Source organism: Pedobacter sp. AC379 (genome assembly GCF_979258145.1).
The window spans coordinates 1,116,294-1,131,531 of record NZ_OZ409839.1; the positions used below are offsets into that span (position 1 = coordinate 1,116,294).

General features: G+C 38.4%; 13 protein-coding genes and 1 tRNA gene. 8 read left to right on the forward strand and 6 right to left on the reverse strand.

Translation table 11 applies throughout. From position 1 onward, the window contains the following. Window positions 1–97: 97 nt before the first annotated feature. From ACZZZW_RS04975 to ACZZZW_RS04990, 4 genes are all read left to right on the forward strand, one after another. A complete protein-coding gene (locus ACZZZW_RS04975) occupies window positions 98–3,325 on the forward strand; it encodes a SusC/RagA family TonB-linked outer membrane protein (protein WP_082458740.1) in 3,228 nt (1,075 codons plus the stop codon). Window positions 3,326–3,349: 24 nt separating this feature from the next. Beyond that, a complete protein-coding gene (locus ACZZZW_RS04980) occupies window positions 3,350–4,927 on the forward strand; it encodes a SusD/RagB family nutrient-binding outer membrane lipoprotein (protein WP_055908357.1) in 1,578 nt (525 codons plus the stop codon). A gap of 186 nt (window positions 4,928–5,113) precedes the next feature. Beyond that, window positions 5,114–5,187, forward strand: a tRNA-Asn gene (locus ACZZZW_RS04985). A 336-nt stretch (window positions 5,188–5,523) separates the two neighbouring features. Next, window positions 5,524–6,390, forward strand: coding sequence for a peptidase associated/transthyretin-like domain-containing protein (locus tag ACZZZW_RS04990; RefSeq protein WP_055908355.1), 867 nt, complete (start codon window positions 5,524–5,526; stop codon window positions 6,388–6,390). Between the two features lie 89 nt (window positions 6,391–6,479). On the opposite strand, the gene ACZZZW_RS04995 is transcribed toward ACZZZW_RS04990, so the two are convergent. Further along, complete coding sequence (locus ACZZZW_RS04995; protein WP_055908352.1) at window positions 6,480–6,893, reverse strand: VOC family protein; 414 nt, start codon at window positions 6,891–6,893, stop codon at window positions 6,480–6,482. Between the two features lie 249 nt (window positions 6,894–7,142). Here ACZZZW_RS04995 and ACZZZW_RS05000 point away from each other — a divergent pair, with 249 nt between their 5' ends. Beyond that, window positions 7,143–8,306, forward strand: coding sequence for an aspartyl protease family protein (locus ACZZZW_RS05000; protein WP_463492461.1), 1,164 nt, complete (start codon window positions 7,143–7,145; stop codon window positions 8,304–8,306). A gap of 2 nt (window positions 8,307–8,308) precedes the next feature. Here the strand turns inward: ACZZZW_RS05000 and ACZZZW_RS05005 are convergent, their stop codons facing one another. The 4 genes from ACZZZW_RS05005 to ACZZZW_RS05020 all read right to left on the reverse strand — a co-directional run bounded on the left by ACZZZW_RS05005 (window position 8,309) and on the right by ACZZZW_RS05020 (window position 11,102). Continuing rightward, the gene (locus ACZZZW_RS05005) at window positions 8,309–8,863 is read right to left on the reverse strand and encodes a hypothetical protein (RefSeq protein WP_055908346.1); all 555 of its coding nucleotides are present in this window, start codon (window positions 8,861–8,863) and stop codon (window positions 8,309–8,311) included. Window positions 8,864–9,075: 212 nt separating this feature from the next. After that, on the reverse strand, window positions 9,076–9,465 hold the full coding sequence (locus ACZZZW_RS05010) for a RidA family protein (protein WP_055908343.1): 390 nt from the start codon (window positions 9,463–9,465) through the stop codon (window positions 9,076–9,078). Window positions 9,466–9,563: 98 nt separating this feature from the next. After that, window positions 9,564–10,127 (reverse strand): Crp/Fnr family transcriptional regulator, encoded by a 564-nt coding sequence (locus ACZZZW_RS05015; protein WP_463492462.1) that lies wholly within the window; start codon window positions 10,125–10,127, stop codon window positions 9,564–9,566. A 162-nt stretch (window positions 10,128–10,289) separates the two neighbouring features. Beyond that, window positions 10,290–11,102 carry a helix-turn-helix domain-containing protein gene (locus tag ACZZZW_RS05020; protein WP_463492463.1) on the reverse strand — a complete coding sequence of 271 codons (813 nt, stop codon included), beginning with the start codon at window positions 11,100–11,102 and terminating at the stop codon, window positions 10,290–10,292. A 59-nt stretch (window positions 11,103–11,161) separates the two neighbouring features. Here ACZZZW_RS05020 and ACZZZW_RS05025 point away from each other — a divergent pair, with 59 nt between their 5' ends. Beyond that, a complete protein-coding gene (locus ACZZZW_RS05025) occupies window positions 11,162–12,220 on the forward strand; it encodes an SDR family oxidoreductase (RefSeq protein WP_055908334.1) in 1,059 nt (352 codons plus the stop codon). Window positions 12,221–12,263: 43 nt separating this feature from the next. Here ACZZZW_RS05025 and ACZZZW_RS05030 read toward each other — a convergent pair whose 3' ends face one another. Next, window positions 12,264–13,019, reverse strand: coding sequence for an SDR family oxidoreductase (locus ACZZZW_RS05030; RefSeq protein ID WP_055908330.1), 756 nt, complete (start codon window positions 13,017–13,019; stop codon window positions 12,264–12,266). 133 nt (window positions 13,020–13,152) lie between these two features. Between ACZZZW_RS05030 and ACZZZW_RS05035 the strand changes: the two genes are divergently transcribed. Both ACZZZW_RS05035 and ACZZZW_RS05040 read left to right on the forward strand, forming a co-directional pair. Then, window positions 13,153–13,566, forward strand: coding sequence for a winged helix-turn-helix transcriptional regulator (locus ACZZZW_RS05035; protein WP_082458738.1), 414 nt, complete (start codon window positions 13,153–13,155; stop codon window positions 13,564–13,566). Window positions 13,567–13,628: 62 nt separating this feature from the next. After that, window positions 13,629–15,164, forward strand: a complete 1,536-nt coding sequence (locus tag ACZZZW_RS05040; protein ID WP_055908327.1) for a SulP family inorganic anion transporter — start codon at window positions 13,629–13,631, stop codon at window positions 15,162–15,164. Window positions 15,165–15,238: the final 74 nt, after the last annotated feature.

A 15,238-nucleotide genomic window follows, 5' to 3' on the forward strand; every position in this document is an offset into this window, starting at 1 on the left:
AACAAAAATAGTGTTATTTGTTAACTAAAAGTTGGCATTAGGCTAACATGCATACCTTATCATTGCATCTATAAAACCTAAAAAAACTTATAGATAAATGAAACATCTCTACAAGATGAAGATGTGCATGTTAGCTTTATTGCTTTTATGCCTCACGCCCTATTTTACATGGGCACAAACAAAAATTACCGGTCAGGTAAAAGATGATGCACAGCAGCCAATTCCTGGCGTAAGCGTAACGGTTAAAGGAACCAAAAAAGCAATTTCTACCGATCAGTCTGGCCGTTTTACATTAGATGCCCAAACTGGTTCAACTCTAGTGGTAAGTTCTATCGGCTTTCTTCCGCAAGAGGTGCAGGTTACAAGTGCAAACCTTACTATAACCTTAAAAACAGATTCAAAAAATCTTAATGATGTAGTGGTTACCGCGCTCGGTATCCGCAAAGAAAAGCGTAACCTGGGTTATGCCATTCAGGAAGTTAAAGGTGCCGATCTGGTAAAAGCCAGGGAAGCCAACCCCGTAAATGGATTGGTTGGTAAAGTTGCTGGTTTAACTGTAGGTGTATCTTCAGAACTTTTGGGGCGCTCATCGCTTTACCTGCGAGGTAATGATGTAAACCTGGTAGTGGTAGATGGGGTGCCGATCAATTCGGATACCTGGAACATCAATCCTGATGATATTGATACCTATACTGTGCTTAAAGGCCCTGCTGCAGCGGCACTTTATGGTTATCAGGCTTACAACGGTGCATTATTAATTACCACCAAAAGAGGTAAGCTCAGCGATAAAGGCTTTACTGTAGAACTAAATTCGAGCACGCAATTTAACAAAGGATTTATTGCTTTACCAAAAAGTCAGGATGAGTATGGTCCTGGTGAACACAGTGCCTATGCTTTTGGCGATGGAAAAGGCGGTGGCTTAAATGATGGAGATTACGATATCTGGGGGCCAAAATTCGAAGGTCAGTTAATTCCTCAATACGATAGTCCTGTTATAAATGGCGTGCGCCAGGGTACTCCATGGGTGGCCCGCGGTAAAGACAACTTAAAGCGTTTTATCGAAACCGGATTGCTATCTGCCAATAACATTGCGCTATCATCTGCAACGGATAAATACAATTTGAGGGTTTCCATCTCTAATAACTACCAGAAAGGAATTATACCGAATACCAAATTAAATATCAATAGCTTTAATCTGAGCGGTTCTTATAACATCAGTCCAAAATTAAAGGCCGAAGCATACATTAACTACAGCCGCCAGTTTTCTGATAATATTCCTGATGTTAACTATGGCCCAAACAGTGTGATTTATAACATGACGCTTTGGGGCGGTGCCGATTGGAATATAGATGACATGAAAAACTATTGGCAGCCGGGTAAAGAAGGCATCCAGTCTGTTTATGCAGAATACCAGCGTTACCACAATCCTTATTTTATGTCGTATGAGTGGTTACGCGGCCATAAAAAGAATGATATCAATGGTTATGCATCCCTTAACTACAATGTAACCAAAGGATTGGATGTGTTGTTAAAAACACAAATATCGACTTACGATCAGTTACGAACCGAAAAAATGCCATTTTCTGCTCATCCTTATGGACGTGAAGAAGGTTTGGGTGATTACAGGGAAGACCGTCGCAGCATGTTCGAAAACAATACACAGTTGATTTTAAAATACAACAAAAATGTTGGCGATTTATTCGAAATCAGCGCTTTTGGTGGAGGTAATGCCCGTAACTTCAGTTATAACTCAAGCTTTACCACTACCGATTATTTAAATGTTCCTAACGTATACAACTTCTCAAACTCTAAAAATCCGGTAAAGGCATTCGATTTTAATTCGAAAATGTTGGTATTAAGTGCTTTTTACTCGGTTGATTTAAGTTTTAAAAAATACCTTAATATCAATACCACTGGCCGTGTTGATAAGAATTCTGCTCTTCCTCCTGGCAATAATGCGGCATTCTATCCTTCAGTTTCATTAAGTTCGGTGATTTCTGATTATATAAAAATGCCTGCTTTTATTTCTTTTGCTAAAGTAAGGGCATCGTATGCCAACGTTAAAGACCCTGGTTTAGGTACGCAGGATTTTATTGGTGCCACGCCATTGCAATCTTATCCTGTCGGTTATGGTGCAGAATACTCATCATCATACGGTGGCCCGGGTTATGGTTTATCTTCGCCATATAGCATCAGGCCGACTTATAATAACCAAACAGGTGCCTATTATACCAATAACCTGATTGACCTCAATGCTGTAAAAGCGCAGAGCAGAACCAATTATGAAGGAGGTATCGATTTAAAGTTTCTTAAAAACAGATTGGGTTTCGAAGCCACTTATTTCAGGTATATCGACGGTCCTAAAATTATCAAACAAAATATTTCAGCAGCTACAGGTTACCAAACCAATACCATTAATGGCCGTAAAACACAAAACAGCGGTTTAGAGTTAAGTTTATCGGGCGCACCAATTATGACGGATAAGTTTGGTTGGGATGTAATGATCAACTGGTCTACCTATAAACAGGTTTACAAAGAACTTGCACCAGGTGAAACATCGGTTGATCAATTTTTTAAAACCGGCGACCGTATCGATAATATTTACGGTTCTGTGTTAGCCAAAACACCAAGCGGACAGGTAATTCATACTTTAAGCGGTACACCGATTTCATTACCGGTTAGCCAATTGTTGGGGCATGCCGATCCAAATTGGGTATGGAGCATTGGCAATAAATTCCGCTACGAGAATTTCTCTTTCAGTTTCCAGTTAGATGGTAAAGTTGGTGGGGTAATGCAAGATTATGTGAGGTTGAAATCGTTTCAGGGTGGCCGTCAGATCGAAACTGTTCAGGGTAAAATGGGCGAAGCCAGATATCAGGATTACCTGCGTGTAAATGATCCAAACTATAAAGGTACATGGGTAGGGGATGGAGTGGTTGTTGCCAATGGCGGCAAACTTAACTTCGATCCGGTTACAGGGGTAATTACCAATTATGGAGAGCTTTCTTTCGCGCCAAACACTACCCCTCAATTGTTGCAGGATTATTTGGGCGTTTTTTATGGTGCCAAAGAAAATACAATGATGAGCCGTACCTATGCAAAACTACGTGAGGTAACTTTTGGTTATCAGTTGCCTAAAAAATTGTTGGAACGCAGCTTCATCAAGTCGGCCAATTTCTCTGTAGTAGGGCGTAACCTGCTGTACTTTATCAATTCTACCTATAATGATGTGGATGTAGATCAATATTCGGGCAGAGAAGGTACTTCGTCGCTGCAAACCCCAACAACCAGAAGTATAGGTTTTAACCTGAATGTTACTTTTTAATACCCAGAACATAAAAATAAAAAGATGAAATCAATATATAAAATCCTGTTTCTTTTTATCATCGTAGCTTTTTGCGGCGGATGTAAGAAAGAATTTGAAGATAACTTTAAAAACCCTAACCAGGCTGAAACTGTTCCGCCAAATTTATTGCTGAATGGCATTTTGTTCGATATGTACGAAGCTCCTTTTTCGAGTTCAGAAAGATGGAATCAATATACAGCGTCAAATTACTCCTACTATGCCAAAAATGAATATAATTGGAATGAAGGTGGTGTTTTAAGCTTAGATTATACGACCTTAAAAAATGTTGTGAAAATGGAAGAGGAAGCCAATCGTTTAGGTGGTGCTGTAGCAAAACCTTACCTGGCTTTGGGCAAATTTTTTAAGGCATACTACTTTGTAAAAATGAGTTTAAAACTTGGGGATTTACCAATGGTAGAAGCTTTAAAAGGTTTTGCTAACCTGACCCCAAAGTACGATACCCAAAAAGATATTTTTAAACAATCGCTAACCTGGTTGGAAGAATCAAATAATGACTTAGCCGCTTTAATTGTTGCGGGTAACAAAGAGTTAAAGGGTGATATTTACCTCAAAAATGATTTGGTAGCCTGGCAAAAGGTGGTAAACACCTTTAAATTAAGAACGTTGATCAATCTGAGCATTAAGGCGGGTGATGCAGACTTAAATATAAAACAACAGTTTGCTGCGGTATTGGATAACCCTTCAAAATATCCGGTAATGGAGAGCATGGCTGATAACCTACAGTTTGTATATAACGAGAGTTTTAACAAATATCCCAACAATAAAGATAATTTTGGTAACGATGCCTTGCGGTACAATATGGCGGGCACGTACTTAAATACACTTTCGGCACTTAAAGATCCTCGTGCTTACATGGTTGCCGAGCCAGCTCGCGGTGTTGCAGAACAAAATGGTTATGCCATTACCGATTACCGCAATTTCATTGGTGCACCTACAGGAGAAGATCAGGGCGTGATGTTGGATAAAGTACAAAAAGGTTTGTATTCGCTCATTGGGCGCTACCGTTATTACAGTGGTTACACGGCCGAAAATACCTTTATTATTGCTTATCCAGAACTTTGCTTTATTAAGGCTGAAGGTATTAACAGAGGTTGGGCTACCGGCGATGCCGAAAGTTGGTATAAAAAAGGTATTCAGGCATCTATAGGCTTTTATGGCATTAAAGATGGCAATAATGTAGTTACTTTTTTAAAGAAGGATGGAAAGTTGGGCGACTTTGAAACGTATAATGTAAATTTCAATTTCGAATCAGATTACTATGCACAACCGGTTGTAAAATATACAGGAAATACAGACGATGGCTTAAAGCAGATTCTTACCCAAAAATATCTGGCTTATTTCCGTAATTCAGGTTTAGAGGCTTACTATCAATACCGCCGTACACTTGTGCCAACTTTTGATACTGGCCCTGGTGTGGGTAACAGTAACAGGATTCCGAAGCGTTTTCAATACCCTGATATTGAAAGAGCAACTAATGGAGAAAACCTAAAACAGGCATTAGGCCGTCAATATAACGGCGCCGATGATATAAATCAGGAACCATGGATTGTTAAGAAGTAATTGTTAATGAACTGATATCCAGTTTTAAATCTGTAAAATGATCTTCTGTTCAAAATAGAAGATCATTTTATTGTATTTTATTCTTGCATAAATAATTTAAAAGCACTAATATTGCACTCCCAAAACGAACAAGGCTAAGTTTGCTGCAAAGTACATTAAGCAACGTTTTAGGAAAACAACCAGCACTCCTTCTTAGCTCAGCTGGTTAGAGCATCTGACTGTTAATCAGAGGGTCGCTGGTTCGAGCCCAGCAGAGGGAGCAAAAAGCCAACTTTCGAGTTGGCTTTTTCCGTATACGCCGGGGCGAGAAGTTTATCCCGATTTTACATCGGGGAGCCCAGCAGAGGGAGCAAAAAGCCAACTTTCGAGTTGGCTTTTTTCGTATACGCCGGGGCGAGAAGTTTATCCCGATTTTAGATCGGGGAGCCCAGCAGAGGGAGCCAAAAAGCCAACTTTCGAGTTGGCTTTTTCCGTATACACCGGGGCGAGAAGTTCTATTCGTTATAAATCAATGTAAAAATACATTTAGCAGTAAAATCAGATGTGTAATTTTATGGAATAATAGTTTGTAGTGCATCTTCTCTAAAACCCAAAGCATGAAAAACCTGCAATTGCTATTAACCAAACCTTGTACACAACAGTGGAGCCACATCGAAAGCGCAGATGGAAATCACCATTGTAGTAAGTGTGAAAAAAACATTATTGATCTTTCTGGCAAATCGGATAAAGAATTGCTTCTTTTCTTTCAAAATAAAAAAGAAAATGTGTGTGGGCGGGTATTGGCCAGTCAGTTAAATAGAGCGCTTATATTGCCTTCTTCCAGGCTGAACTGGCAATGGTTAGTGCCCTTTGCCCTAAGTGCATTTATAATTAGTCCGGCGGATGCACAAAATTTAAAACCTGTAGTTTTGCAGAGCGAGCAACATCCTAAATCTTCTTCAATATCGAGTGAATTATCACATTATTTACCTGCTCCAAATACAATAATTACCGGAAAGGTAGTGCAAAATAATAATGGAAATGCATTAGTTGGTGTAAAGATCAGGAAAAAGGGAGATGAGCAGGTTCTTGCCGTAACAGACTCAACTGGTAAGTTCGAATTCAACATCAAGGATATAGACAGGCTAAGTAAATTTATTTTCAGTTTAAATGGTTTTGCGAATGTTGAAACGGATATACATGACAAAATTGTTGTAAAGTTAGCCACGGAGCAAAGGATTATGTTGGGTGGCATTTCAATAGTTTCGAAAAATAAAACGCCGCTTTACTATGTTATGGCCGGTAATAAAAGTTGTATCATTGATCCTTCGAAAATAAGTGAAATATCTCCGGATTGGATCGAAAGAATTGAAGTACTTAAAGATGCAAATACAACAGCAATGTATGGTGCCAAAGGTGCAAATGGTGTAATCTTAATCGAAATTAAAAAAGCCTATAAAAAGAAGATCAAATTCTCAAAATAAAAAATTTAGCCAAGTTGCTGTAATCAGATAAAAGCAAAAAGAGCAGGTAAGGAATTTCCTTATCTGTCCTTTTTAATTCCTGTAATATCTTACCCCTGATGCTCTGGCATGCCGTTCGGATCCATCCAAACATATTCCCAATGGTGACCATCAAGATCATCAAAACTGTGTTGATACATAAAACCATAATCCGTAGCCGGGTTTGGAATCGTTGCGCCAGCAGCTACAGCTTTATCTACCATCTCGTTAACGGCATCTTTGCTATCGGCAGATATGGCAATGGATGTTTCTATGGCTTTGTGGGCATCAACAATTTCTTTTTCGGTAAAAGTTTGGAAAAAAGTTCTGGTGAGCAGCATAACGTAAATGGTATCGCTGATGATCATACAGGTTGCTTTTTCATCGGTAAATTTTGGGTTAAAAGTATAACCAAGTTTGGTGAAAAACGCTACCGACTTGTTAAGGTCGCTTACCGCCAGGTTTACGAAAATTTGAGTTGCCATGTTGTTTCTTATTTAGTTTACTCAAAAATACAGCAATATAATATAGGCGCAGATGTGCAAAAACGACAAGTTAAGGGGTGATATGCGACTTGTTTTATCGCTAACAATTTAGTTTGAGTACCTCATTTCAACCGTTCAAAATTTAAATGCATCATGCACATCATGATTTGTATTTCTTTTTTATCTTTAGTTTCCGTTGGCAACCATTAAATGCAGTCCCTTGCAAAATCTTAAATCTATTATTCGCTTATGAAACAAATATTACTCATTGCAGCAGTGTTACTTCCCTTATCTATTTTAGCCCAAAAGAAATTACCAATTGTTAAAGCCGGAGCTGGTGAGGCAAAATTTTACGAAGCGCACAAGGCATCCTCAAACTGGTACATCAATCCTAAAATAAAGGTGGATGTGTTTACAACGGGGAAAATAACCAAATCAATAAACATAAAGTTTAAAACAGATATAGATTCTATTGTATTCAGAATAGGCCCGGGGGCAGAAAAAGAATTTATCGTATTATTAAACGGCAAAGATTCCTGCCGCACCAGGATTGTGTGCCCACCTTTAAAGAATTTTAGTAGAATATCGCCTGAAGTACACGATTCTATTCCATTTTTCGTAAATAAATACAATACTAACTTTTTACCAGTGGTTTTCAATAAAACGGATTCCCTTTTGTTGAACTTCGATTCTGGCGCAACCGAAGTAGACCTCACAACCGCTGCTTTGAAGCAAAAAGTTAAATCTAAGCCAAAGCTTTATAATACCGATTATGATATTAAAATTGGGAATCAAACGTATAAAAGCAAAATTTATGATATTGAACTGGCTGGTGATGAAACGGATGGACTGCTGGGCTGGGATATATTCGACGGCATGATTGTAGCCCTTGATTACGACAAAAATAAACTAATGGTGCATTCGGTGATGCCAAAACAGATTTTATTGGATAAACAATACACTAAATTTAAAATCACCTATATCAAAAACAAACCTTTTATTGAAAGTGAGATTTTGCAAAGCGGTACGAAAAATAAAAGTCTGTTTTTCTTTGATTTAGGCTATCAGCGTACCGTAATGCTGGATAATGATTTGCTGCGGGAAATGAAATTTCCGACAGATAAGATGGAAGTTATAAAAAAGGTGATGATGCAGGGCACTAGGGGTAATGAAGTACCCGTAACTACAGTAAAATTGCAAAGTTTAAAAATCGGCAATTTTGAACTTAAAGATGTTCCGGCGCAGGTAATGGAGCAAAATAAACCAATGCCGGGTGTAAACGTTCATTATTTAGGGACAGATATTCTGAAAAGATTCAATACTGTTTTCGATTTCCAAAACGATGTAATTTATTTAAAGCCAAACCACCTTTATAATGTGGCCTATGCAGATCAAAAGAAAAGTGGTGCATAATCTTAATGATTATATTTAAGTGTCAATAAACATTTATTAATTAGGTTTAATACTTGTTGGCGAAGCTGTGCATTGCCTTGGTTTAGGTTGGCAATTAGCAGGCGTTTTTTATTTAGGTATTTTGTAGCATGTTTTTGATCGTGCTGCATCATCCAGTCAATATTATCCATTAAATCGGCATATTTTACGGTCTGGGCAGCGGCACTTACCTTAAAAAGCCGCTCGGCTTCCAGTTTTTTTCGCTTCACTTTATGAAGGTAAGGATAAGCTTTTTTAGTGTATACATCTGTTAATTCGATTACACAATTCATAATTTCAGATGCATCAGATTTAGCATAACCAAAACGGATTAATGCATTTTGCAGGTCATCGCCATTGGTATTAGTATCTTCCAATAAATCATGACAAAGTCCAATTTCATAACCCAATCTTGTTACAGGCCCTGCAAGCGTTGCAACAGTTTCCAAATGATTAAAATAGGGCTTATTCGTATTTCTTACGAGTTGCCCCGCATGTTGTTCTGCCACCCACTTTGCCAATTGTGCTGAAGCCGTCATTTATACTTTTCCTCCATGCTTTCTAACCAATAATATTAATCTAACTGGATAATCAGTGTTTTGTTTTAGTCGATAAAATGGCGCAAAAAAAATCAGTCACCCGACTGATTTTTTTAAAATTATTGCTCGAAGCTATATTTAATGGCATTTTATATGCCGTTTACAGCATTAGTTTAACAATTTACAGTTTCTAAGCGCTAATTGATTCGCATCTACTTTACTACAGTTGCTTCTAATTCTACGCTTAAGGTTTCGTACAAACTTTTTACTTCTAATAAGGTAGTGGCTTGTTTAATACCATGTTTGGCTATCCACGCCTGAAAAATATCGAAACATTCGAAAAATTCAGCTGATTTGGTGGTGTAAATATTTAAACGGACAATACCTTTAGGTTCATATCCAGCCTGTGCAATTACCTGTTCCAAATGCTGTATGGCTTCAATAAGTTGGGTTTTTACGTCGGCCGTGCTTGATATGCCATCTGCACTGGTAGCTGTTTGCCCCGAAACGTAAAGCGTGCCTGTTGCTTGTTTAACTTCTACAGCTTGTACATAACTGCGCTGATTTTGCCACTGCCAGGGATTAATGATTTGTTTTTCCATCACTTTGTATTTAAATTATAATGATACAAAGTTGCAACCGATGTTAGGGTTTAAACGGTGATGAACCGCAAGAATTTGGAGTGAGGTTTATCACATTATTATTGAGAAAACCGACTTAAAGTTTCGCGGGAAACGCCCAGGTAAGCTGCAAGAAGCGATTTGGGTACCCGTTGAAATAAAGCTGGATATTCCTTTAGCAACTGTTCGTAACGCTCTTGAGCATTTGATGTAAGTAATGATAATATCCGGCGCTGAGATCCAATGTGTCCGTAATTGGCTTTCTGTAGAAAAAAATATTGCATTTTTTGAAATTCCTTACACAGGGTTTGGTAATTTTTAAGGGTAAAGCAACATACTTCGGTATCTTCCAGGCACTCCAAACTCATGGTGGCAGAGCTCTGATTAAAATAGGCCAGGTAGTCGCTTTCCCACCAGTTTTCCATAGCAAAAGAAACGATATGCTGTTTTCCAGAATCATCCGTATGCACCAGTTTTAAAAGCCCTGATACCACAAAATAAGAGTATTTTACCTGTTCACCCTCCTGGATTGAAAATTGATGTTTTTTAAACTTTTTGGTGATGAAATTTTCCTGTACATAATCAAATTCATCATCCGTTAACGTTACAATTTCTTCTATGTGGGTTCTTAATTTGTGGTTCATGCCTGTAAGGATAAAGATAAGTGCTATTTTTCTGTAGTACAAATCTCCTGTAAATGAGGAAATAGTTTAGCGTTATAAAAACATGGAAAATAAGCCTAATATTTGTTAAGGATAAACAATTCAGTCCGTTATTTCACGTTGAAACTTTTTTCAGGTGATTGACTATATACTTTTCTTCAATACCTTACTTACATGGCTTTCGTCGGTTAGGCCAAATTCGGCGGCAATCTGTTTTAGGCCAAACCTGCCATTTTCCATGCGCTTTTTTATTAGGTTTTGTCGATAATCCTGAATATACTGCCTAAGGGTAATGCCTGTATTTCTTTTAAAGTACGAACCTATATAATCTTCTGAAAGATTAAAATGCGCAGCCATAATGCTGGCCTTTAAGTTTTGTGGATGGTAAATGTGTTTATGCAAGTAACAGAAAATGGCCTGAATATCTTTAGAACGTTGTAAACTGCTTTTAATTTCTGGCATGTTGCGTTGCATAATATGCGATAATGTTAAAATCTGTATCCAGATTAGCGCTTCATTTTGCAACATATTTTTATGGAGTGAGGATATGAGTGCAATAATATTTTCCACCACCAACTGGTCATCTTCATTAAAACTGAAACCTAAAAAATGTGTTTCCCTGCTTTTAATCAGGTATTCTAAATGTTGTAAGCCAGTTGAGTTAATTTCTGGCTGATGGATATAAATATCAGTAAACTTAATGTAAACGAAATGCGTTTTCTCATCAATCTCAAAACGATGGTCATCATCAGGGCCAATTAAGAATACATTTCCCTTTTTGTAAGCTACAGGAATATTATTAATGATATGATTGCCGGATCCATTTTTAATGTAAATCAGTTCATAATGGTTGTGCTGGTGCACAGGATGTTGCCATTCGTTTGCTTCAAAATCCGAAATAACAATGGGCTGAAATTGGATGTATCGTTTCATCATGGAATTGTACAAATCTATCATACTATTTTACAAAAACACATTTATTTTTTGAGCTGAACTTTACAACTCAATTTTAAGAGATGAAAAGCAAAAAAACAGCAGTAGTGGTAGGCGCAAATGGCGTTATCGGCAGCAACCTCATCAGCCATTTGGAAAGCCATGGCGATTGGCAAATTATCGGCCTATCCCGCCGTGGAGGTACTGATAATGGGAACGTTAAATATATATCGGTTAATCTTCTGGATAGTGAAGATAGTAAGCTAAAATTAGCAACATTAACAGCCGTAACGCATATTTTTTATGCAGCCTACCAGGATAAGCCAACATGGGCTGAGCTGGTAGCCCCTAATCTGGCTATGCTCGTTAATGTAGTTAATGCAATAGAAAGTGTTGCTGTGGATTTACAGCATATTAGTTTAATGCAGGGATATAAAGTGTATGGCGCGCATTATGGCCCGTTTAAAACGCCAGCCAAAGAAAACGATGGCGGGCATATGCCACCGGAGTTTAATGTAGATCAGCAGCAATTTCTTGAAGCGCAGCAAAAAGGAAAAAAATGGGGCTGGTCGGCAATTCGTCCTTCAGTGGTTGCAGGTACAGCTTTGGGTAATCCGATGAATTTAGTGCTGGTAATTGCTATTTATGCCTCCATATCAAAAGAATTGGGTTTGCCACTTCGTTTCCCTGGTAAGTTGGGTGCCTACGATAAACTTTTGGATATTACCGATGCTGGCTTATTGGCAAAGGCCACAGTTTGGGCAGCTACAAATCCTTTATGCGCCAATCAGGCATTTAACATTACAAATGGCGATCTGATCCGCTGGAATGATCTCTGGCCAAAAATTGCCGCTTATTTTAAAATGGAAGTCGCGCCACCGCTCCAAATGCCTCTTACAATAGTTATGGCTGATAAATTGACTTTATGGACGCAGATGCAGGAAAAATACGGCCTGGCTAAACACCATTATTCGTCGGTATCCTCTTGGCCGTTTGGCGATTTTGTTTTTTCATGGGATTATGATTTCTTTTCTGATGGAACCAAAGCGCGGCGGATGGGTTTTCATGAGTATGTGGAAACCGAAAAAATGTTTTTTAGTTTGTTTGATGAATTGAAACGTAATGGTATTATTCCAGGTTAATTAAAATTGAACCAGGGGAAATATCCTCTGGTTCAATTGTTTATTATAAATTATACATACCACCATCTGCGATGAGTTCTGATCCCAAAATAAATGATGAGTCATCAGAAGCAAAGAAAGCAATTGTTTTAGCAATTTCTTCTGCTTGTCCGAATCTGCCTACGGGGATCTGTTTTACCAAATGCTCTCCCATTTGCTGCAAATCTTCTTCACTTAAGCCAAGTTTTTCGCTGGTATGCAAGGGTGTGCCAACAGGGCCAGGACTAACCGCATTTACCCTTATTTTTCTGGAAGTTAATTCTGCAGATAGATTTTTTGCTAAAGTTAATAATGCCGATTTGCTTGCAGCATAAACGGTAGCACCAGCCATGCCGATATGTGCATTTATCGAAGTATTTAAAATAATAGAACCGCCGTTGTTAACTAAAGGCAATAATTGCTGCAAGCTAAAATAGGCACCTTTAAAGTTGATATTCATAATTTCATCGAACATTTGCTCTGTCATATCTGCCAATGAATTAAATTTACCAATACCTGCGTTTACCACAATAATATCTAATGTGGTTGTTATCGTTTTTACCTGTTCTGCCAATTTTGTAATTTCTTCCATATAGGCGCTGTCAGAAACTATTCCGAATGCATTTTCTCCCAGTGCAGCAACGGCATCTTTTACCGATTTTTCATTTCTGCCTGTGATGATTACTTTAGCACCCTGAGCTAAAAACTCTGCTGCTGTTGAATAACCTATACCGCTATTTCCACCTGTGATGATTGCGGTTTTTCCTGCTAATTTTTTCATTATCTTTATGTTTTAATAGGTCAAAGAGACGGCTAATTATACCACCCATCAAGTATGTACTTTTTGGTTCGGTACGCACTTTTTAGTACGAAATGGTCCGAGATTCTTTAAACACCTGCATCGAAATTTTTATATGACAAAGAAAAGACAAGCCTATTACTCCTGCTCAATGGAAGCGGCGCTGAATGTAATTGGCGGTAAATGGAAACTAACTATTTTGAATAGGCTTTTGTCGGGTCCGAAAAGATATGGAGAACTTCACCGTAGTGTAGCAGGCATAACGGAAAAAATGCTTACCCAGCAATTGAGGGAGTTGGAGGAAGATCAGATTGTGGAGCGGAAAATTTATCCCGTGGTACCGCCAAAGGTGGAATATTCGTTTACCGAATCGGGTAAAAGGCTGACTGATGTTTTTAAAGCATTGGAAATTTGGGGAAGCAATTTTCAGCATCGTATAAATCCAATTTCAGGAAATGCTGATCACGACAAGAGCTGTTACACTTTTAAGGATGAGGAGCAGCTTGCTGAACTTACCCACAATGCGTAGCCAATAATAAGGCTATTGTGCTTATTATTTCGATATTTGCAATTTGCTAATATCATTCATTAATGAAACCCTACCTGCAACTTTTCGATTTTTCGAAGAAAATAGATTACAAAACTGAAATACTTGCAGGCTTAACTGTAGCCATGACGATGATTCCCGAATCGTTATCATTTGCTATTCTTGCTGGTTTTCCGCCATTAACAGGTTTGTACGCTGCATTTATTATGGGCCTGGTAACTGCAGTTTTGGGTGGCAGGCCAGGTTTGGTTTCGGGTGGTGCGGGTGCTACTGTAATTGTGCTTATTGCTTTAATGAAAACCCAAGGCATAGAATACGTTTTTGCCGCAGTGGCGCTTGCCGGTACAATCCAGATTTTAGTGGGTTTATTTAAACTTGGCAAATTTGTGCGGCTCGTTCCGCAGCCTGTAATGTTCGGTTTTGTGAACGGTTTGGCGGTAATTATTTTTATGTCGCAGTTAGAACAGTTTAAAACCATGGTTAATGGTAAAGTAGAATGGTTAAGCGGCACACCTTTATATATCATGTTGGCTTTAGTGCTGCTTACTGTTGCAATTGTAGTTATCCTCCCAAAAATAACCAAAGCTATTCCTGCATCTTTAGTGGCCATTATTTTGGTTTTTATTGTTGTTTTAGGTTTCGGAATCGATACCAAATTGGTGAAAGATATTGCATCAGTTAAAGGAGGTTTTCCGCCATTTCATATTCCTCTAGTTCCATTTAACATGGATACACTTAAAATAATTTTTCCATACGCACTCATTATGGCAGGTGTAGGCTTAACTGAAGGATTGCTTACCTTAAACCTGGTTGATGAAATTACAGAAACGAAAGGGAACCGTAACAGAGAAAGCATAGCACAGGGTATAGCAAATATTGCAAATGGCTTTTTTACCGGCATGGGGGGCTGCCCAATGATTGCGCAAACATTGGTTAACCTTTCGGCAGGGGCAAGGGCCAGGTTATCGGGTATTGTTGCTGCCATTACCATTCTGATAATTATATTGGTAGGTGCGCCTGTAATCGATCGCGTGCCTATGGCTGCATTAGTAGGGGTAATGATGATGGTTGCCATCGGAACCTTTGAATGGATGAGTTTTAAGGTAATTAATAAGATGCCCAGGCAAGATATTGTGATCGGCATTTTGGTTGCGGTAATTACCATCTGGTTGCATAACCTTGCACTGGCCGTATTAATCGGGGTAATTATTTCTGCGCTGGTTTTTGCATGGGAAAGTTCTAAAAGGATAAGGGCGGGCAAGCACATTGATGCCGATGGCGTAAAGCACTATGAGATATACGGACCATTGTTTTTTGGATCGGTGGCCAATTTTAATGAGCTTTTCGATGTTGCTCAAGATCCTGCTTTTGTTGTTATAGATTTTAAAAACAGTAGAATTTACGATATGTCGGGCATTGATGCCTTAAATAAACTTACCGAAAAATATAGCCATGCAAATAAGAAGCTGCAATTGAAGCACCTGAGTAATGATTGTAAACGTTTACTTAAAAATGCCGGCGAAATTATCCAGGTAAATATTATTGAAGATCCGGTTTACCGGGTTGCTACAGAAAAATGATCGCTTATAAGTCATTTTAAACCATAAAAGAATACTGATGTGGCAATAATACTGTAACAAGCAATGGTGCTGTT